The sequence below is a fragment of the Polynucleobacter rarus genome (genome assembly GCF_003072505.1).
Classification (GTDB): Bacteria; Pseudomonadota; Gammaproteobacteria; order Burkholderiales; family Burkholderiaceae; genus Polynucleobacter; species Polynucleobacter rarus.
The window spans coordinates 2629258-2650614 of sequence record NZ_NTGB01000001.1; the positions used below are offsets into that span (position 1 = coordinate 2629258).

General features: G+C 38.6%; 17 protein-coding genes and 1 pseudogene. 13 read left to right on the forward strand and 5 right to left on the reverse strand.

Annotated elements, in window-relative coordinates:
- The first annotated feature begins 29 nt into the window (after positions 1-29).
- The 5 genes from rnpA (at position 30) to AOC35_RS12775 (ending at position 5696) form a co-directional block, all read left to right on the forward strand.
- Complete coding sequence (gene rnpA, locus AOC35_RS12755) at positions 30-389, forward strand: ribonuclease P protein component (RefSeq protein WP_108647564.1); 360 nt, start codon at positions 30-32, stop codon at positions 387-389.
- Entirely contained in the window at positions 382-609 is a 228-nt protein-coding gene (gene yidD / locus AOC35_RS12760) for a membrane protein insertion efficiency factor YidD (protein ID WP_108647566.1), read from the forward strand. Before rnpA ends, yidD begins: the two co-directional genes overlap by 8 nt.
- Before the next feature lie 55 nt (positions 610-664).
- On the forward strand, positions 665-2365 hold the full coding sequence (gene yidC, locus AOC35_RS12765; RefSeq protein ID WP_108647568.1) for a membrane protein insertase YidC: 1701 nt from the start codon (positions 665-667) through the stop codon (positions 2363-2365).
- 8 nt (positions 2366-2373) lie between these two features.
- Positions 2374-3744: a tRNA uridine-5-carboxymethylaminomethyl(34) synthesis GTPase MnmE gene (gene mnmE / locus AOC35_RS12770; RefSeq protein WP_108647570.1), complete on the forward strand. Its 1371-nt coding sequence runs from the start codon at positions 2374-2376 to the stop codon at positions 3742-3744.
- A gap of 86 nt (positions 3745-3830) precedes the next feature.
- Complete coding sequence (locus AOC35_RS12775; RefSeq protein ID WP_108647572.1) at positions 3831-5696, forward strand: phosphoenolpyruvate carboxykinase (GTP); 1866 nt, start codon at positions 3831-3833, stop codon at positions 5694-5696.
- A 3-nt stretch (positions 5697-5699) separates the two neighbouring features.
- On the opposite strand, the gene AOC35_RS12780 is transcribed toward AOC35_RS12775, so the two are convergent.
- The gene (locus tag AOC35_RS12780) at positions 5700-6869 is read right to left on the reverse strand and encodes a M23 family metallopeptidase (protein WP_108647574.1); all 1170 of its coding nucleotides are present in this window, start codon (positions 6867-6869) and stop codon (positions 5700-5702) included.
- 69 nt (positions 6870-6938) lie between these two features.
- On the opposite strand from AOC35_RS12780, the pseudogene AOC35_RS15780 reads away from it, so the two are divergent.
- A pseudogene (locus AOC35_RS15780) lies at positions 6939-7967 on the forward strand (FAD-dependent oxidoreductase); the annotation flags it as partial.
- Positions 7968-7984: 17 nt separating this feature from the next.
- On the opposite strand, the gene AOC35_RS12790 reads toward AOC35_RS15780, so the two are convergent.
- On the reverse strand, positions 7985-10654 hold the full coding sequence (locus AOC35_RS12790) for a DNA topoisomerase III (RefSeq protein ID WP_245898511.1): 2670 nt from the start codon (positions 10652-10654) through the stop codon (positions 7985-7987).
- A 244-nt stretch (positions 10655-10898) separates the two neighbouring features.
- Between AOC35_RS12790 and def the strand changes: the two genes are divergently transcribed.
- On the forward strand, positions 10899-11408 hold the full coding sequence (gene def / locus AOC35_RS12795; RefSeq protein WP_108647581.1) for a peptide deformylase: 510 nt from the start codon (positions 10899-10901) through the stop codon (positions 11406-11408).
- 22 nt (positions 11409-11430) lie between these two features.
- Here the strand turns inward: def and AOC35_RS12800 are convergent, their stop codons facing one another.
- Genes AOC35_RS12800 through AOC35_RS12810 form a run of 3 tightly spaced genes read right to left on the reverse strand, consistent with a single transcriptional unit; the run spans position 11431 to position 13602 of the window.
- On the reverse strand, positions 11431-12261 hold the full coding sequence (locus AOC35_RS12800) for a ChbG/HpnK family deacetylase (protein ID WP_108647583.1): 831 nt from the start codon (positions 12259-12261) through the stop codon (positions 11431-11433).
- The gene (locus tag AOC35_RS12805; protein WP_108647585.1) at positions 12261-12662 is read right to left on the reverse strand and encodes a GtrA family protein; all 402 of its coding nucleotides are present in this window, start codon (positions 12660-12662) and stop codon (positions 12261-12263) included. The genes AOC35_RS12800 and AOC35_RS12805 overlap by 1 nt, the downstream gene beginning before the upstream one ends.
- Positions 12637-13602, reverse strand: coding sequence for a glycosyltransferase family 2 protein (locus tag AOC35_RS12810; RefSeq protein ID WP_108647587.1), 966 nt, complete (start codon positions 13600-13602; stop codon positions 12637-12639). Before AOC35_RS12810 ends, AOC35_RS12805 begins: the two co-directional genes overlap by 26 nt.
- 103 nt (positions 13603-13705) lie before the next feature.
- Here AOC35_RS12810 and AOC35_RS12815 point away from each other — a divergent pair, with 103 nt between their 5' ends.
- Genes AOC35_RS12815 through AOC35_RS12840 form a run of 6 tightly spaced genes read left to right on the forward strand, consistent with a single transcriptional unit; the run spans position 13706 to position 21334 of the window.
- Positions 13706-15313 (forward strand): glycosyltransferase family 39 protein, encoded by a 1608-nt coding sequence (locus AOC35_RS12815; protein ID WP_159077582.1) that lies wholly within the window; start codon positions 13706-13708, stop codon positions 15311-15313.
- Complete coding sequence (fmt, locus tag AOC35_RS12820) at positions 15310-16299, forward strand: methionyl-tRNA formyltransferase (protein ID WP_245898512.1); 990 nt, start codon at positions 15310-15312, stop codon at positions 16297-16299. The genes AOC35_RS12815 and fmt overlap by 4 nt, the downstream gene beginning before the upstream one ends.
- Before the next feature lie 52 nt (positions 16300-16351).
- On the forward strand, positions 16352-17209 hold the full coding sequence (htpX, locus tag AOC35_RS12825; RefSeq protein ID WP_108647594.1) for a zinc metalloprotease HtpX: 858 nt from the start codon (positions 16352-16354) through the stop codon (positions 17207-17209).
- Positions 17209-18531 carry a 16S rRNA (cytosine(967)-C(5))-methyltransferase RsmB gene (gene rsmB, locus AOC35_RS12830; RefSeq protein ID WP_108647596.1) on the forward strand — a complete coding sequence of 441 codons (1323 nt, stop codon included), beginning with the start codon at positions 17209-17211 and terminating at the stop codon, positions 18529-18531. Before htpX ends, rsmB begins: the two co-directional genes overlap by 1 nt.
- Positions 18531-19112 (forward strand): DUF4390 domain-containing protein, encoded by a 582-nt coding sequence (locus tag AOC35_RS12835; RefSeq protein WP_108647598.1) that lies wholly within the window; start codon positions 18531-18533, stop codon positions 19110-19112. Before rsmB ends, AOC35_RS12835 begins: the two co-directional genes overlap by 1 nt.
- A complete protein-coding gene (locus AOC35_RS12840; RefSeq protein ID WP_108647600.1) occupies positions 19109-21334 on the forward strand; it encodes a sensor histidine kinase in 2226 nt (741 codons plus the stop codon). The genes AOC35_RS12835 and AOC35_RS12840 overlap by 4 nt, the downstream gene beginning before the upstream one ends.
- The last annotated feature ends 23 nt before the right edge of the window (positions 21335-21357 follow it).

Sequence of the window (21357 nt, forward strand, 5' to 3'; positions counted from 1 at the left end):
GCGGGAAAGTGTAAAACTCTTCTCCGCGTATGCATAAACACTCAAAACCTCACAAGCTATTACTGCCTAAAGAAATAGCTGAAACTCTTAAGATGCCAGGCCCAAAAACCTCGCATCTTTCCTTTCATATAAAAGAGTCTACTGATCAGATGAATTCTAGACTTGGCTTGGCTATTCCTAAAAAAAAGGCAAGACGTGCAATAGATAGAAACAGAATTAAAAGATTAATTCGAGAAAACTTTAGAAAAGCAGCAATTACACCTTTGTCCGATATAGTCGTAAAGTTAAACCGGGCGGTTGGTATGCAAACAAGAGGACGTTTAAGAGAAAAAGAAAGAGTTTCTATTCGAAAACAAATTCAACTGCATCTGACGAATAATCTTGAATAATATTATTTATTTTCTAGTCAAGTTGTATCAGTTTACGGTTAGACCCCTATTGGGAAATCGTTGTCGTTTTCATCCGAGTTGTTCAGATTATTTAAAAGAAGCTGTAAAACTGCATGGATCTTCGCACGGAAGCTATTTAGGAGTCAAAAGAATTTGTCGATGTGCACCTTGGAGTCTCGGTGGTTATGATCCAGTTCCTCAAAAAAAGATTAAGTTATAAATTTATATTCAAGCACTACAATCTAACATCACACTAATTTTGTAAAGTCATCAAAATGGAAATTAAAAAAACCTTACTTTGGGTCGTATTCTCTGTCTCAGGCATTATGCTATTTAATAATTGGCAAATCGCCCATGGAAATAAGCCTCTACCATTTCTTGCGCCACCACCGCCCGCTTCTGAAAGTACTAATCAAGGTACAGTAAAGGACGTCTCAGGAACTGCACAATTACCTAACACTGCTGGTTTAAACCAAAAACAAGAAATCGTACCGAGTGAATCTGCAAAGATCTCACCAGATCAAGGAATAGTTACCACCACTCGATTGCAAAACGAAGTATTAGACTTAGAAATTAGTGCAAAGGGTGGAACGATAATTAAATCATCCCTCAAAAAACACCTCGATAAGGGTAATACGGGTGATCCAGTTGTTTTAATGGAAAATAAGAATGGCCATATTTACATTGCTAGAAACGGACTAATATCCCAAGGCTTAGATGTACCAAATCATAATGATATTTTTACCCAGAAACTCAGTACAGATGGGCATTCACTTGTTCAGGTTGCTGAGAAGAGTGGTGTTCTTTATGAAAAAACCTACACACTTAAGCCAAACAGCTACGTTTTAGAGGTAAAACACACAGTTACTAACAAAAACCCTAATCCAATTTCGTCAACAATTTACTCTGAGCTAGTCAGAGACGGAACAAGTATTTCCGAAAGCCAGTTTTACAGTACTTTTACTGGACCTGCAATTTTTACTGATAAAGAAAAGTTCAAAGAAGTTTCTTTTAAAGACATTGAAAACAAAAAGGTAACCGTCCCAGCACCATTAGGAACCGATGAGCCAGGATGGATTGCAATGGTGCAGCATTATTTCGCAAGCGCTTGGATTCCGGAGATAAATACGAAGCGTGAGTTTTACTTTGATAATTTAGATAAAAATTTATATCGAGTAGGAATGACTTCATCTTTGGAGATGATTGCTCCAGGAACAGCGCAAACTCAAACTGTTAAATTGTTTATTGGCCCAGATGATGAAACCATTTTAAGACCTATTTCACCAGGCTTTGAGTTAATTAAAGACTATGGTCGATTGACAATCATAGCCAAACCTATATTTTGGTTTTTGACCCAGATTCATAGCGTAGTCGGAAACTGGGGTTGGGCAATCATTATCTTAACGGTCTTGATTAAGTTGGCATTCTTTCCGCTATCTGCCGCAAGTTACAAATCAATGGCGCGTATGAAAGAGGTTCAACCTCGACTCGTTCAAATGAAAGAACAATATAAAAGCGATCCACAACGTCTTAACAAAGAAATGATGGAAATGTACAAAAAGGAAAAAATCAATCCTTTGGGTGGTTGTTTACCTGTAGTAATACAGATTCCTGTATTTATTTCTTTATATTGGGTTTTATTGTTAAGTGTTGAAATGCGGGGTGCGCCTTGGACCTTGTGGATTCATGATTTGTCAGCACCTGACACTTCTTTAAGTGGCTTAGTCGGTTTGAGTATTCCTATCGGGATTTTGCCTATACTGATGGCTATTTCAATGTTCGTTCAGACAAAATTAAATCCAGCACCACCAGATCCAGTTCAGGCGAAAGTAATGCTATTTATGCCCTTAGCATTCTCTCTAATGTTCTTCTTTTTCCCATCAGGATTAGTGCTGTATTACATTGTGAATAATTTATTATCGATTGCACAACAGTGGCAAATCAATCGGCTTTATAGAGTAAAAAATCAAGCGTAATCATTTTGATGGGCTTTAGTTCTGAACCAATTGTAGCTATTGCGACTGCATCAGGTCTAGGCGGCATAGGTATTGTGAGGGTATCTGGAAAAGATCTCTCACAACTCTCACGAGATTTATTTGGAAAATTGCTTGACCCCAGAAAAGCGGAACTCGTCAAAGTGCTTGACGATCAAAAGCAAGTAATTGATAGCGGTATAGCGTTATTTTTTCCAGACCCAAATTCTTTTACTGGCGAAGATGTACTCGAATTTCAAGGTCATGGTGGAACCGTTGTTTTGAATTTGGTCTTGCAAAGAATCTTGGTTGTTGGTCAAAAACTTCAAATGCGAGTTGCAAGACCCGGAGAGTTTAGCGAAAGAGCTTTTTTAAATAATAAAATTGATTTGGCCCAAGCAGAGGCTATTGCTGACCTAATTGAAGCTTCTACAGAGGTTGCGGTTAAAAGTGCTAATCGGACACTATCTGGAGAGTTTTCAAATGCAATCAATAATGTTGTTCAAAAAGTAACTCATTTAAGAATCCTGGTTGAAGCCACTTTAGATTTTCCTGAAGAAGAAATTGATTTTTTGGAAAATGCGAAAGCCAAAGAGCAGTGGCAAGAAATCAACTTAGCGATTAACAAGTTACTCCAAAAGTCAAAACAAGGATCTATCCTAAGAAATGGCGCATTAGTCGTTTTAGCGGGACAGCCCAATGTTGGCAAAAGCTCCCTCATTAATCAACTTGCAGGAAACGAGATTGCTATTGTTACTCCTATTGCGGGTACAACTCGGGATAGAATCAAAGAAACGATTCAAATCCAAGGGGTACCTATACAAATTATTGATACCGCAGGGCTACGCGATACCTTGGATACAGTGGAGAAAATTGGGGTTGAACGATCTTGGGAAGCAATCAAAGAGTCAGACCTTATCATTCATGTAAAAGATGCCACACAACAAAGTAATGACAACGGTTACAAACTAGAGCGCGAGATACGGGAGCAAATCAATAACTTTGATAATTCGATTCCAATTATTGAAGTATGGAACAAAATTGACCTCTCCAACCAGGGCGAAAACTTAAGTGGTATCAAAATAAGTGCCAAATTAGGCATCGGAATTGAAGAACTCAAAGAAGCAATATTGAAACAACTTGGCTGGTCCGACCAAGTTGAAAATACTTTCATTGCTAGAACTAGACATATTGAGGCAATTAAGAAAGCACAATTTCACCTGGAAGAATCAGGAAAATACCTTTCTAGAGGCAATAGCGCATTGGAGTTATTTGCGGAGGAACTCCGACTAACACAAGAAAATTTAGGTGAAATAACTGGCAAATTATTGGCAGATGATTTATTAGGAAAAATATTTGGGTCTTTTTGCATCGGAAAGTAATTACAGTGTCCGTTGCACTGCAACATCATTAATTCAGAAAAAATGAGAAAATACTAAAAAATTAATTAACTTCAAAGAAACTATCTATGACTATTATCAACCAGCAGGAAAAAACACAACTGAATGTACCTGACTATATTCAGCATCAAAAACTCATTAATTGGGTAAATGAAATTGCCAAAATAACACAACCAGATCAAATTTATTGGTGTGATGGTAGTGAAGCAGAATACGATCGCCTTTGCCAACAAATGGTGGATGCGGGAACAATGAAAAAACTAAACCCAGAAAAAAGAAAAAACTCTTACTGGGCTTGTTCTGATCCAACTGATGTAGCACGAGTTGAAGACAGAACGTTTATTTGTTGGGAAAAGAAAGAGCAAGCAGGACCTACAAATAATTGGATTGATCCTGTAGAAATGCGTTCAACCATGAATGGTTTGATGACGGGTGCCATGAAAGGTAGAACAATGTATGTTGTACCTTTTTCTATGGGTCCTCTCGGATCGCCAATTGCACATATCGGCGTAGAGTTGACGGATAGTCCATTTGTTGTGGTAAACATGAGAATCATGACAAGAATGGGTAAAGCTGTTTTTGATGTGTTGGGTAATGAAGGTGAGTTTGTACCTTGTGTCCACTCAGTAGGTAAGCCTTTAGCTGCTGGTGAAGAAGATGTTAAATGGCCTTGTAACGAAACCAAATATATTGTGCACTATCCAGAAACTAGAGAAATCTGGTCATTTGGTTCAGGCTACGGTGGTAATGCATTATTAGGTAAAAAATGTTTTGCACTTCGTATTGCATCCATTATGGGTCGCGATGAGGGTTGGCAGGCTGAACATATGTTGATTCTTGGTGTAACAACCCCTGAGGGGAAGAAGCATCACGTAGCAGCAGCATTCCCATCCGCCTGTGGAAAAACAAACTTTGCGATGTTGATTCCACCTGCAGGCTTTAATGGTTGGAAAGTGACCACTATTGGCGATGATATTGCATGGATTAAACCAAGAATTGATCCAGTAACCGGCAAAACAAAGCTCTACGCAATTAACCCAGAAGCTGGATTATTTGGGGTTGCACCAGGCACAAACTCTGTTACTAATCCAAACTGTATGGCTTCCCTAGATAAAGATGTCATCTTCACGAACGTCGGATTAACGGACGATGGCGATGTGTGGTGGGAAGGCATGACGAAAGAGGCCCCAGCGCATTTAATTGACTGGCAAGGTAATGATTGGACTCCTGCTGATGGTGCTGCCGGCAAAAAAGCAGCTCATCCAAATGCACGATTTACCGTTGCTGCCATTAATAATCCAGCATGTGATGATGAGTGGAACAATCCAGAAGGCGTTCCAATTGATGCATTTATCTTTGGTGGCAGAAGATCTACTACGGTCCCATTGATCACAGAAGCAAGAAATTGGGTTGAAGGCGTATACATGGCCGCAACTATGGGCTCAGAAACAACTGCTGCTGCAACAGGTAAAACTGGTGTTGTTAGAAGAGATCCGTTTGCGATGTTACCTTTTGCAGGTTACAACATGAGTGAGTATTTCCAACATTGGTTAAACATTGGTGATAACTTAACTGCTACAAATGCAACATTACCGAAATTCTACTGCGTAAATTGGTTCAGAAAAGGTGACGATGGTAAGTTTGTTTGGCCTGGATATGGAGAAAATATGCGTGTGTTGGCCTGGATTATTGGCCGCATTGAAGGTAGCGCAAAAGCTAATGAGAATATTTTCGGTTACTCTCCTAGCTTTACAGATCTTAATTGGAATGGTGTTGACTTTACTGAAGCGCAGTTTAATCAAGTTATTTCAGTTGATAAGCGGTCTTGGCAAGAGGAGCTCAAGTTACACGAAGAGTTGTTCGATCAACTCTCTTATAACTTACCTGAAATATTGAGAACTACTAAAGCAAAATTAGAAGATTCTTTAAATTAATTGTTAATTGTTGCTTAAAGAGCGGCACTCTTCACGAGTGCTGCTTTGTAGTTTTCGATCCTGATCCACATAGGTACAGTCATCGAGAAGAACACTTTTATCTTTGATCGCTCGACTTCTACCCTCTTGAAAACGTGAGATTAATAAGTCTTTTGCCTTTTTGCCACCAGAAAGAAGACACTCTTTCATTAAGGCAGCGTTTTCATCTACAACAATCAACAATAATTCAGCACACCTAGATTTTGCTTCGGCATTAACGGATGCCATTGCTATTGGACTTGGCTTGACTTTGAGGGCAGATACACCACTTAATGGATCAACTGCAGTACCAGCGATATTTACTTCAAAATGGAGGTGAGGGCCGGTGGACCTTCCAGTGCTCCCAACTGTGCCTAAGATTTCCCCACGGTTGAGTTTTTGATGAAGACTTACAAGAATCCGATCTAAATGACCATATTTGGAAGTTACACCATTGGGGTGGCTAATTTCAACATAGTTTCCAAGACCTGTTTTATCGGTATTATTCACCACGTTAATCACTACGCCAGGGTCGGAAGCAACTACATAAGTCCCTTTTAAAGCAGCAAAATCAAGCCCGGCATGAAACTCATCCTTAAGAGTAAAAGGATCTGGCCTTATTCCAAAACCACTTGAAAAAATATAATCGCCCAACAAAGGAACGCCGCTGGGCAAATTAGTATTTTTATAAAAAGCCAAAGTCATTGCACTTTTGATAGAGGGAATAGTATTTTCAAAAATATCCAAAATCATATCGATAGATTCAAAAGAGGAATTAATTTCATAATCCTTATCTTTAAAATAAATAGGTTGTATTGTTGGATAAGAACCGCCTTTGCCAGGTTCTTTTGAGCTTGGTTTGATTTTGGGTTGTGTTTGTAATTCGAGCTTTTGCTGAAGAGTGGAAAGATCTTTAAATTGAGAAATTGCATCATTGATTTTAGATTGGACTTGTTCAAATCTTGCAATTAACTCTGGGCTTAAGGGTTCAGCTTGATTTACCGGAGGTGTAAATCCAATGTAAAGGCCAATATGAGACAAATAAAAAAAAGCACATGCAATGAATCCTATGACAGATAAAAGACCTATTAGAAGGTTTTTTTTTCTTATATGAAGGAATAGCTTGGATTGCTCATCGTTAATTGGATCAAGCATGGCTCAGTCTTTATGTACTAAACTAAAATTATAAATCGTTAATCACAAAGTTATTAGAAAAATCTAAAAATGCATGTAATCGTGTTGGGAGCAGGAATTGCAGGATCACTCATTGCTCAAAAACTAGCAAGAGCAACTTCTTATCAAATTACTGTAGTTGATCAAGCTGACGGTCCAGCTACTCAAACTTCTGACCATCAACTCGCTTTAGTACACCCACAGGTAAGTAAAAAAAGTACAAAACTTCAAAGGTTCACTCAAATTGCAAATCGAATAGTTTGGCAAAATTTTCAACCAAGTATTCGATACGCAGGTGTTTATCAACCAATACTAAAAGAAGATTGGGTCAATTGCGAAACATTAAGTGAGTTAATACTCACACTTGGATTTAATCTTTCTGAAATTGAGCCATTGGAATCAAAAGCCGCTTTAGAAAAATTAAATATTAATCGCCCCGGTCTCTGGTTTAACACTTCAGGTATCTATGACTTGAAAAAATTATCTACCCAAGCAATTGAGACATTAACGCATCATGAAATCATTTGGGGTGAAAAAGTAATCCGAATTCAAAAAAACAATGACTTATGGCAGCTTTATAACAACAAGAATGAAAAAATTTGTGAAGGCGACGCTTTAGTTTTAGCGAGTAATTATCAGACTAAAGAATTACTAGCTTCAATTGAGGTTGAACTTCCATTACGACCAGTAAGAGGACAGTTAAGTAGATTTATTATTCCGAAAGAAAGTTATGTTGGTAAGCACTTACCTTGGTCCGCAACAAGAGGCGACGGTTATTGTTCTCCTGCTAAGGAATGGGACCCTGAAAACTGGCTTTGGGAAGTCGGATCAAGTTATGATGAAGACATTGATGTCCTAATGCCATCCAAAGAAAGTGCAAGCGCAAATCAAAAGAAGGGCTTTGCATTATTAGGCATAGCAGAAAGACCAGAATACAACTTCCTAGAACAATCGAATTTCGTTGGCATACGCAGTGCCTCCAAAGATCGACTACCTCTCATTGGGCCAGTTAACGGGCAAAGCGGACTATTTTTAGCTACCGCTTATGGCTCCCGAGGATTAATTTGGGCAACGCTTGGAGCTGAATTAATAAACGCTTATTTAGCAACTTTCTTTGCTGGAACTGATTTCTTAGCGGCTGGTTTCTTAACAGCAGGTTTTGCTGGTGAAGATTTAACAACTTTAGAAGTAGAACTATCATCTGCCGTTTCACCATCACGTTTTTTTGCAGGAGCCTTAGGTGCTCGAACTTCAAATTCAAAACCAACTTTCCCTTCAGGATTCAAAGAAAGATAAGCTTTAAAAATTCGACCATTCCTTTGGGACTTAAAATTAGTTAATAAATCAGTTTTTCCAGAACCTAAAAGTTTCTGAATTTGCTCTGGAGAAATCTCCTGTTGCAAAATAACTTTCCCTGTAGAAAAATCACAAGTGCGGTCAGGACCGACAGAGCGTTCGCAAATATAACTCATACCGTGTTCGTAAATAGCCCCAGAACATTTTGGACAAGCCCCTAAGGCTTGAAGTCCAGTAAAGTCGACGGGTTCATCGTTGTCAGCGCTATTTTGACCAAAATCAAACTCTAGCTTATAGCCTGCATTAGGATAATCTTTATCATCCATCGGAATTTCAGATAATTTAATAATTGCAGCAAATGGTCTACCCATTTTGCTTCTAAATCCTTGCAGAGGCCCCACCTTTTTCTCACGTATCAGTTCTTCAGCTTCAACATACTCTAAAGCTTTACCACCTGGAATTTTACTGATAGAAAAGCCACATTTTTCACAAGAAAAGCGACGATAATTTTCTTTTACAGGGCCACCACAATTAGGGCATGGAGTTTCTAAAGTGATGTAATCACCAGGGATTGTGTCGCTATCAAACTCTTTTGCGCGTTTCACAATCCGTTGAGTCATTTGAGAAATCTCTTGCATAAAGCTAGATCTAGGAATCAGACCTTTTTCCATTTGTGACAATTGAAATTCCCAGCCTCCAGTTAAGGCAGGTTGGGTAAGTTCTTCAATGCCTAAACCTCTTAATAGAGTCATCAACTGGAAAGCCTTCGCAGTTGGTATGAGCTCTCGGCCCTCACGAAATATATAACGTTCAGCAAGTAAGCCTTCAATAATGGAGGCTCTAGTTGCTGGGGTGCCTAAGCCTTTTTCAGCCATCGCTTCTCGGAACTCATCTTCTTCTACTAGCTTTCCGGCACCTTCCATTGCTGATAATAAGGTTGCTTCTGAAAACCTCGCGGGAGGTTTTGTTTTTAAAGCAACTAGATCAATCGATTCAGTTTGGACTTTTTCACCGGGTTCAACCATTACCAACTCTTTATCATCTTGACTACTACGTCCATAGACTTTCAACCAACCAGGGTTGACTAAAACCTTACCTTCAGTCTTGAAAGAGTGACCACTTACACTTGTAATACGGGTTGTAATCAGGAATTCAGCAGCAGGATAAAAGACAGATAGAAACCTGCGAACCACTAAATCGAAAAGTTTTTGTTCAGGCTCTGAAAGGTTTTTTGGAGCTTCTTGCAAGGTCGGAATAATAGCAAAGTGATCTGATATTTTAGAATTATCAAAAATCTTTTTATTCGGCTTTACCCAATTATTTTTATGAATTTCCGAGGCGAACGAAACATAATTATCAGAGACCTGTCCAAGAGACTCAATCGTATCTTTTACGGTTTGAATATAGTCTTCAGGCAGCGCACGTGAGTCCGTTCTTGGATAAGTCAATACTTTGTGGCGCTCATACAATGCCTGTGCAAGTCCTAAGGTGTTTTTAGCTGAAAACCCAAATCTAGCATTGGCTTCTCTTTGTAAACTCGTTAAATCGAATAATTGTGGAGCTTGTTGAGTGGAGGGTTTAGACTCTTCAGTAACCGAAGCCTGTTTGTTTTTACAGGCTACAACAATACTTTTAGCTTCGGATTCAGACCATAATCTACTGTCCCGTAATTCAGGGTCGACGATATCATTTTTACTTTGTTTCTTGAATTCGGGATTAAACCAACGACCTTCATAAATTCCAGCAGCAGCAATAAATTGAGCTTTAACTTCCCAGTAGTCGCGGGATATAAATTTCCGAATACTCTCTTCACGCATGACCATGATAGACAGAGTAGGAGTTTGTACACGACCTACTGTCGTTAGAAAAAAACCGCCACTTTTACTGTTAAAGGCAGTCATGGCTCTAGTGCCATTAATACCTACTAGCCAATCCGCTTCTGAACGACATCTTGCCGCATCTGAAAGAGGTAACATTTCTTCATCAGAACGTAAATTAGCAAACCCCTCGCGAATGGCGTTTGGTGTCATCGATTGCAACCACAGACGTTTAATTGGTTGTGAAGCCTTCGTTTGTTGCGCAATTAGTCGAAATATTAACTCACCCTCTCGTCCCGCATCACAGGCGTTAATAAGTGCTGATACGTCTTTACGCTTAATTAATTTTTGCAAAGCTTTTAAGCGAGACTCCGTTTTAACAATGGGCCTTAATTCAAATCTAGGCGGAATGACGGGTAAATTATTAAAAGACCATTTGCCACGCTTCACTTCAAATTCTTCAGGGGCAGTAATTTCTAAGAGATGACCAACTGCAGAAGAAATAAGAAAGTCCTTGCTTTCAAAATAATCTTCATGTTTTGTAAAACCACCTAAAGCACGGGCGATATCAGCCGCAACCGAAGGCTTTTCAGCAATGATTAATGTTTTTAACTGCTCAGAATCGACAGGGGAACTACTCGGTTTTTTGGCCAATTTCATACCTTAGAATTTAATTTCTCTTTTTTTATTATTACCCGAAGATGATAAAAATATGTAAAAATTTCCACTAACAACCTTAAAAATTTGTAAATAAAATTATAAGTTGTTGATGTTAAACAACTTTAATTTGATGAGTTTTGGAGTTATTTTGATCAAAAACAAGGTTTTAAAATCAAATTTTCTACACTATACTAAATTCAATTAGGTAAAATGAGAAATTCTAACTTAAGTTCTTTATATGGCCTTACTCCCAATCATCTGTTATCCAGACCCACGGCTCCATAAAATTGCAAAGCCGGTGAAAGAGTTTGATGATCGTCTTAAGAAAATTGTGGCGGATATGGCCCACACTATGTATGAAGCTCCAGGCGTTGGACTTGCAGCAACACAAGTAGATATCCACGAACGAATCATCGTAATTGATGTATCGGATAGCCGAGCGGAATTAAAAGTATTGATTAATCCTGAGGTCATTTGGCAAAGTGAAGAAGTCAAATCTTGGCGTGAAGGTTGTCTGTCCGTGCCAGACTATTTTGATGAAGTGGAGAGGCCGGATAAAGTCCGTATCAAAGCCTATGATGAAAATGGTGATGATTTCGAATTAGAAGCAGAGGGGCTTTTATCCGTTTGTATTCTTCATGAAATGGACCACTTGGTTGGCAAAGTATTTGTTGACTATCTTTCCCCTTTAAAGAGGATGCGAATCAAAGGGAAAATGAAAAAAAGAGAGAAGATTTCCGGTAAGTAATTCTTTTTTAGACAATACAAAACTATTGTTCAACGGAAGTCTTCATTTTGGCAATAGTCAGATGATGCAGATTTAAATCTTCTTGAAAAGCATCTGAGGAAAAATAGCTAAACTCAATTGGTCTCTGACTACCAATCGGATCATTATTGACTACTTCTATTGCTGGATGACACATAATTAGAGTGTTACTTTTAGCATTCATGAGCCAGGCTCGCATTAATTCTCGGTAGGCTGCCTCATTCACTGCATTAAAACCATAAACACCTAAAAAGCCAAAGTTTGAAAGCAATTTATAGGTTTTAAGTAAAGAGTAAAAACTCCTTCCACCCAGCACTTCTAGAACAAAAGCCTTAGAGACTTGAGGTATGTTGCTGCTATTATCTGGACGTAATGTATTACGAATCCAAGGTAAGGAACGACTTGAATAACGTTTTAATACTTCATCTAGGACGATTTTCCCAATCTTAGGAAATTGGTGAACATGTTGATGTCCATCAATATAGTCTGGCATAAAACCGTAAGTATCTTCAAATCTTGTGAGTTGTAATTGAAAAGCTTGCTTAATTTCAATAGGATTTAATAAACCAAGTTGACTTAAAACAATCCAATGATAAAGAGGCTTGATATTTTGTTGAGTGGCCTTTGGAAAGGCGAGGGTTAAATTAAAGTGTAAACCGACTTCAAGACCTTCCTTATGGGCATTTTGTAAAGTCAAAACTGAGGAAGCAACATGAGGACCATCAATTAAAACACTCGTGGCAGATAAGCGTTGTTGATAGAACAGACTAAAGACCGCTTCATTAATTAAAGGATCCTGGCCAAAATCATCTGCGCAGAGTTGAATCGTATTCATTAAGTTAATTTAAAAGCCCAACGTTTTGAAACAACAAAAGTTCCAATCGCAACTAATAAAACAATAATTGGCAAGGCAACGTAATACGGAATATGGAAGAGATAAATAGCAATGTAGAAAAAAAACTCATTAAATAGAAAAGAACATACAGAAACTAAAAAATATCTTTTAAGGGAATAAAAAAAAGTTTGATTTGAGTCAGAAAAAGTTAAATAACGTTGCCCTGAAAAACTAAAGCAAAAGGCAATAAGAAAAGCAAAAATATTGGCAATTAATGCAGGCGTTGCAAACAGTTCAACAAATAAAATGACGCTCATAAAATGAATTGCTGCAGCCCCCCCTCCGACTAAAACAAAAAGACTTACTTGAGGGAGTCTACGAATCCAAGGAACTATTGTCATTATCTTTAGCGACCAAATAAAGAGGCCTTTGTTTTACTTCATCAAAAATACGTCCAATGTATTCTCCGAGAATACCAATTGATAATAGTTGCACACCAGAAAACAGCATTAAAGCTACCGTAATGGTTGGCCAGCCACCGACGGGGTTACCATTAATCAGTGTGTCAAAAGCCACGAAAATGCCATAAGAAATGGCAACTAAGGAAATAAAGCTTCCAATAAAAGTCCATAGTCTTAAAGGTAAAGTGCTAAATGCTGTAATACCGGACAGGGCTAGTTTAATAAGGCTGGTAATTTTAAAACTAGAAACTCCGGAAAAGCGATCGGCAGGAACAAAAGGCAATCCAACAGACTTGAAACCAACCCAAGCATACAAACCCTTCATAAAACGATTGCGTTCGGGCAAGGTTTTAAGAGCCTCGACTACCTTACGGTCTAGCCAACGAAAATCTCCAGCATTTTGGGGAATAGCGACATCTGTACCAGCACTCATCAAGGAATAGAAGAAACGGGTACCAAAGCGTTTTAAGAAAGACTCATTACCGCGGTCAACAATGACACCATAAACCATGTCATAACCACTTTGCCAAAGTGCACACATCTCAGATAATTTATCCATTGGATGTTGGAAATCTGCGTCAATCAATAAAACCGCATCACCACGAGAATAATCAATCCCAGCAGATAACGCGGCTTCTTTACCAAAGTTTCTTGAAAAAGCGAGATAACGAATGCCCGATTCTTTGGCTAATTCCATCCCCACTTCATCAGTATTGTCCCGACTCCCGTCATTAATAATGATAATCTCATAACGTGAGGTAATGGCGGTAATCGTTGACCTTAAAGCTTCTACAAACTTGATTAAATTCGTCGACTCATTGTAAGCAGGAACAACAACGCTTAAAGAAAAGTTTTTTAGGCGAGAAGAATTATTAGTCATATTCAAATTTTACAGTTAAACCTATAATTACAGACTATAAATCATTATTAACAGAAAGCCCCCCTTCCTAATGTTGGAAAAGGTAAAAAATCAAAAAGTCACGATGCAAGCCTGGCAAATTTTTTTGCTAATTTCTTGTATTTGGTTTTTCACCACCCTATTAATCCGTAAAGCCCCCGAATGGGACAATATGGAAGAGTTGGTTTGGGCAAGTTCATACGAGTGGGGGTATCAAAAACATCCCCCATTACCCTCTTGGCTCATTTACCCTTTAACGATGCTTTTTGGGAAGGTAATTTGGCTTCCGTTTGTTTTAGGTTTTACTAGCGTCGTTTTATCTCAATGGATTGTGTATAACTTATTCATAAAAATTTGCAAGCAAACGAAAGAATTAGTACCACCTTGGGCACCTCTTGTGTTTGTTTTAACTGGATCATTTATTCTCTATTACACAGTCAGAGGTGGAGATTACAACCATAATAGTATGCAGCTTTGGTCAATTGCTGCCATGTTTTATTTTTATTATTCAAGCTGGGTTATTGATCGCAAGACTGAATTCGAAACCCACCATGAGAAAACGTATTACTTTTATTGGATATTGTTAGGACTTTTTACAGGTCTTGCACTTTTAAGTAAGTACAGTGCCATCGTGCAAATTACTGTTTTATTCGTACATTTTTTGTTTGAAAAAAGATTTCTAAAAAAGAATGCACTAATAGGCATTTTGATGGCGATTGCATCTTGCCTATTGATCATGTGCCCACATTTGTATTGGCTTTACGAGCAGACATCTCTCAATCAGGGACCTCTATTTTACGCTAGAGAGTCATTGGCCGACTCCTCAACTTATGCCGCCAAGCTCTTTGAACTATTTAACGGCTTTTTATTGACGCAGGCTTTAAGAGTCGCCCCAGTCATCTTAGCCATTTACCTGTTGTTTAGATTAAGTAACAATCAGGATAAAACGCAACAAACACTTCAGCTAGAACGGGTTTTAAAACCAACCTGGTGGGAATTATTCTCACAAAAGGATCGAATATTTTTAGTTTTTTTTGCGATAGGACCAACCGTCGTAGCCCTTTTAATAGGAATTTTATTTGGGCAGAAAATTGAGGCAAAGTGGGCGGTCACTTTTTATTTAGGGTTTGGTATTATTGGAGCTTTGGTTGCGAGAGAGATTGATTTAAAGTCGTTTATTAAAAAAGTACTATGGTTACACTTGATATTTGCAATGGGCTACGGCCTCATCGTTGGACCAGGAGCTGATTATTTAGGAAAACAAGGTCGAGGAAATTTTCCTAGTAAAAAACTTGGCGAAGAAATTCATTTGCGTTGGCAAGAAAATAGTGCCATTACCCAAGGCAAACCAATCACACTAATTGCTGGCGATACTTGGATTATTGGCAATGTGATTATTAATGATACTGTTTCTCGTGGTAGAAATATTAAAGCTTGGATTGATGCCAATGATTTAGAGTCACCATGGTTAACTAAAGCCGATAAAAACGCCCCATTGTTGATCCTGATGGACTCTGCTCCAACTCATTCTGGTAAGTGGTGGCGCGGTGGACACCCCCCCTCCGCTAAGGTGAAAGAGCTATTTGCAAAAGCCCCCGTTAAGGGTGTTGTTTCTATTCCTTGGACAAGTAATAACAATGCCCTTCCACTCAAAGTACAATGGGCAATTTTGCCGAGTGCGGAGGAGCCTTGAGGCCTTTAAAAATAGTGTATGCGGGGACGCCAGAGTTTGCAAAAATCATTCTCAGCAGAATCTTAAATACGCCGCACCAAGTGGTTCTTGTTATGACCCAACCAGATAGACCCTCTGGTAGAGGCCTAAAGATTCATCCAAGTCCAGTAAAAGAAGTCGCCCTTGATAAGAATATTTCATTATTACAACCCACTTCTTTAAAACTCGACGGTAAATATCCAGAGGAAGCAGAGCAAGCAAAGACGGTTTTAGAAGCTTTAGACTTTGATGTAATGGTTGTGGCTGCCTATGGTCTGATTTTGCCGAAATGGTTACTAGATTTAGTAGAGTCAAAATCAACGTTAGGTTGTATTAATGTCCATGCATCTTTATTGCCACGTTGGCGCGGTGCAGCACCGATCCACCGTGCAATTTGGAGTGGCGATAAGCAAACAGGTACATGCATCATGAAAATGGAAGAGGGTTTAGATACTGGTCCTATCATTGCACAAGAAAGTTTAGCAATACAAAACTTCGAAACAACCCAAACATTGCATGATCGCTTGGCATTGCAGGGAGCAAGGTTATTGAATGAAACTTTGGACCTCATTGCAAGCGGACAAGATTTATTTTTACAGAATCAATCAGAAATAGGCGTTACTTACGCTCAAAAAATACTCAAAGAGGAAGCGTTAATTGATTGGAATCTGGATGCACAAATTATCGATCGTAAAGTTCGTGCTTTAAATCCAAGCCCAGTAGCATTTACTCATTTGATGGCGACGCTTTATAAGCTATGGTTGTGCGAAGACGTTTCTCAAACTTGGGCGCAGCGGCAAACAGGCAAACCGGGAGAGGTTCTAGAAATCAATGATTACGGAATTGAAATTGCATGTGGTACGGGTGTGTTGAGAATAATAGAACTCCAAAAAGCAGGGTCAAAAAGAATGAGCGCAAAGCAATTTATCTTAACTAATACAATTCAGATTGGCGAGATATTCAATTAAAAAAATTTGTTATATTGTTAAATATTGATCTACAAAAACGAGAGGAGAGGCAATGTTTAATTTAGCTAAAACGGCGATATTAATGGCAGTTATTACTGCATTGTTTATCTTTGTTGGGGGTGTATTAGGAGGTGGTCAAGGGCTGATCATCGCTTTTCTATTAGCTGTTGGCATGAATTTCTTTAGTTATTGGAATTCAGACAAAATGGTTCTCCGAATGGTGGGAGCGAACCCAGTTGATGAATCAAATTATCCAAAATATTATCAAATGGTCAGAGAGTTATCACAAAAGGCTGGTTTACCAATGCCGAAGGTGTATATTATCGAAGAGGATGCACCGAATGCTTTTGCCACTGGTAGAAACCCAGAAAATGCTGCAGTAGCGGCAACTACGGGGATTTTAAGTATTTTGACAGAACGGGAGCTTCGCGGTGTCATGGCACATGAACTCTCCCATGTTAAACATCGCGATATTCTCATTTCAACGATTGCTGCAACGATGGCGGGAGCCATTTCAAGCTTGGCAAACTTTGCAATGTTTTTTAGTCCTAAAGACAGTGAAGGAAGGTCGAATCCAATTGCTGGAATATTAGTCATGTTTTTAGCGCCTTTGGCCGCTAGTCTAATACAAATGACTATTTCAAGAGCCAGAGAATACGAAGCAGACCGAGGCGGTGGAGAAATAAGTGGTGATCCAGAAGCCTTAGCAATGGCATTAAGAAAAATTGAGAACTATGTTAAGGGTATTCCTTTTCAGGCGATTGAGGAGCATCCTGCCGTTGCACAAATGATGATTATGAATCCTCTATCCGCTGGCGGTTTACGTGGATTATTTTCAACCCATCCTGACACGGAAGAACGAGTCAGAAAACTTTTACAAATGTCCAAAACAGGAATCTATCCAAATTAGTGAATAAGGCAAAAATAACACCCCAACCCGAGTTAAGCAAGGTACCTAATGAGTTAAAAGGAGCTAACCTTAGTCAAATCCTGCAATATTCCGCCGATGCATTAAATGCTTTAGAAATGGGCACCACCTTGACAGAGAGTTTTGTTAATCTGCCAAAGGAATTACGCTCTGCAGTCCAGAGCTTCACTTTCACTACCCTACGTCATAAAGCACGCTTGCTACATGTAATTTATGAGTTTATTAATAAAGAGCCTGAGATCGAAGTAGAAAATCTGCTACTAGTTGCAGCAAGCGTATTACTACCGGACTCTCCTAATCAGTACAACTCGCATACCTTAGTCAATGAAGCGGTGAATGCTGCTACTTTATCTACCAAAACACAATTTGCCAAAGGCATGATTAATGCCGTGATGAGGCGTTGCGTTGAAAATCCACAATTATTTATTGGACCAGTTAATGATGATGTTCCGTATTATCAACAGTGGTGGATTAAACGTTTGAAAAGAGCCTATCCAAAAGATTGGCGAAGTATTTTGGAAACGAATCTGCATGAACCAGGCTTTTATTTGCGTGTTAATACCTCAAAAATTACAAAGCAAGAATACCAAGACTTACTTCAAAGTGAGAGTATTGAGACTGTCGATATTCCCATTGAGTTTTTGAAGTTGGCGCCAGAAGCGATTCGATTGGCGCATTCGACACCCGTTCAGCAACTACCGGGATATGATTTAGGTTACTTTAGTATCCAAGACTTGGGTGCTCAATTTTCTGCCCATTTATTGCCGTTAAAACCCGATCAAATAGTCTTAGACGCTTGCTGTGCGCCAGGTGGTAAAACTACCCATTTATTAGAATTAAATACAATTCATTTAAATAGCCTTGAATTAGATGCGTCTAGATTAACCAGAGTCCAGGAAAACTTAAGTCGACTTGGGCTTTCATCTAACTTAGTTCAAGGAGATGCTTGTGATTTATCAACTTGGTGGAATGGGGAGAGTTTTGATGCGGTCTTAGCCGATGTCCCCTGTTCCGCAAGTGGGATTGTGAGAAGGCATCCAGATATTTTAGAATTGAGAAGGGACGAAGATTTTCAACAACTGTCGATTACCCAAAAGAAAATCTTAGGAAATTTGTGGACGGTTCTAAAACCAGGAGGTGTCCTCCTGTATGTGACGTGCTCTATCTTTCCTGATGAAGGTGAGAATCAGTTGCAATGGTTAATGAAAAAATTTGATGACGCAATAAGATTAGATTGTTTAGGGCAACTCTTGCCTAATGAATGGCATGACGGCTTCTTCTACGGGTTACTACAAAAAAAATAATGAATTTTTGGCGAAAACAACTTTTAATAATACTAGCTCTGATTTTAGGATTAATCAGCGTACAAGTATTTGCTGAAGGGATTAAGCTAAGACAAATACAATTTGATCCTGCAGAATCTAATTGGGTATTAAATGCTTCTTACCAGATAGACTTACCGTCGGAACTGGGTGATGCGGTAAGAAAAGGCGTTACTTTTCATTTTTTAGTCGAATTCGAGGTTACAAGAGGTCGTTGGTATTGGTTTGAAGAGCGACCCATTCAAGTAATGAAAAACATTCGACTGTCTTATCAACCACTAACTCAACAATATCGAATCAATGGCGGTGGCTTAACCATTTCAACTAGTACTTTGGAGGAAGCCCTCTTACAATTGGGATCCATTGGTGGATGGCAGGTAGCGGACCTTGTGGCACTAGATAATAATAAAACCTACCAAGGGATTATTCGGATGCGCCTAGACTTAAGCCAATTACCAAAACCATTCCAAATAAATGCCTTAAACGCTAGAGAATGGAATCTTTCCAGTGAAAAACATGCGTTCTCATTTACGCCGCACTATCGAATACCAAATAGTAAATGAAGAGACTAAAAACCCCCATTACCAACCAGTCATTTAATGGTCAATACCGAATAAAGCGGGATTTAATAGCTTTTATTGTTGTTGTTGTGATACTAGCCATTCTTTTGATTGGTCTGCTAACGGGAATTAGCGCAGACGCACAAATTTTAGGTCAATATTTTGTTTGGTTATATACAGCCAATATCATTATTGGGGTAGCACTTTTATTGTTAATTATTGGCTTAGTCGTAACTTTAACTATCCGGTGGCGACAACGCTATTTTGGTACTAGATTAATTGCTAAGTTGGCTATGATTTTTGGATTAGTTGGCGTGTTACCAGGGGCAATTTTATATTCTGTATCACTTCAATTTGTCGGTAGAAGTATTGAATCTTGGTTTGATCTGAATGTGGAATCAGCCCTTGATGCCGGCTTGAGTTTGGGAAGAAATTCTTTTGAGATGGGCCAAAGGGATTTTTTGAATACCGGCCTCACAATTATTCCGAGATTATCAACCGACAATTTCAGTGAAGCGCAGCAAAATTTACTATGTAAAGAGTTTGAACTACTAGGTATAGAAATACTCAACGAACAAGGTTCTCAACTATTAACTAAACCATGTACTTCAGAGGCTTTAATTGAAAATTACGCGTATGTTGATGCGTTACCTTTCTTAAAAAGAGACGGCAAGGTTGCGTTGGTTGATGACTTTGGAGGTGGAAAAGGAGTAGATAATTATCGCTATATTGCTCTATATCAACTACAAAATAAAAAAATAATTAAATTAACCAAAAAAATACCAATTGAATTGGCTGAAAATGCAAAAATTATTCAAAATGCTTATAGTGAGTATCAAGAAAAGTCATTAAGTCGCGTTGGTTTGCGCAAAATGTATATCGGTTCATTAACCTTAACAATGTTTATTGCACTTTTTTTAGCTATAACCTTAGCGCTAATTTTAGGTCGTCAATTGGCACAACCCTTGTTATTGTTGTTAAGAGGAACTCAAGCTGTAGCACAAGGTGATTTATCACCCAAACCTGAAATTAATTCGAATGATGAATTGGGCATGTTAACTCGTCAATTTAACAATATGACGAGACAGCTAAGAGAAACTCGCCAATCACTTCAAGAGTCAAAGGATTTTTCTGAATCAGTTCTCACTAATTTGACAGCAGGTGTTTGTGTTTTTGATCAAGATTTCCATTTACTTGTAGCCAATGAGGGTGCCAAAAGAATTTTAGAGCGTGACTTAAACCATGTAATAGGTAAGACAATGAGCTCGATTCCGGAATTATTGTTTTTTGAGACAAATATTAAAGAAGCTTTTAAAGCAAATTTAATTTCTATTGGCGGTGAAGATGGTCTCAATTCAAGCACAGGCACTCAACCCTCTTGGCAAAGGCAGCTTTCTTTATACGACAATACTCTTGATGGGGATAAAACGACCCCTACGCTACTGACTAGAGGAACAGAGTTGATTGGTAAACAATATATTATTGTCTTTGATGATATTACCGAAGTCATCACTGCTCAACGAGCGCTAGCCTGGGGTGAGGTTGCACAGCGCTTAGCGCACGAAATAAAAAATCCATTAACCCCCATTCAGTTATCGGCTGAAAGAATTTACCAAAAACTAGCTGGAACAATTCCAACTGAGCAAGAGGATATTGTTGCAAAGTTAACGAATACAATTATTCATCAAGTTCAAGCCATGAAGACAATGGTAAATAATTTTAGAGACTTTGGGAAAAAACAAACTCCAAATATGCAAGAAATTGACTTGAATCAATTGATCAATCAAATTATGGGACTTTATGAAAATAATCATATTGAATTAAAGTTAGATTTAGATTGTCCTCATATTGTGGGTGATTCTACCCAGCTCAGACAAGTAGTTCATAACATCCTTCAAAACGCCTTGGATGCTGCAACAGAAATACACTCTGAACCAGAAATTGAAATAAAAACAGAAACAGTAAATCACGCAGACCATTTAGGGAATATTGAAAAATTAGTAAGGTTATCGGTCGCTGATAATGGTCCAGGATTCTCACCCCGAATCCTTAGCAGAGCTTTTGAGCCGTACATTACTTCGAAATCAAAAGGAACTGGTTTGGGGCTTGCTGTTGTAAAGAAAATTGTTGATGAGCATGGAGCAAGAATAGAGTTAAAAAATAGAATGAGGAAAGAAGTGATTCGTGGGGCAAGGATTTCAATACTGTTTCAGAAATTGGCATAACTTGAGAAATGAATTATTTGTAT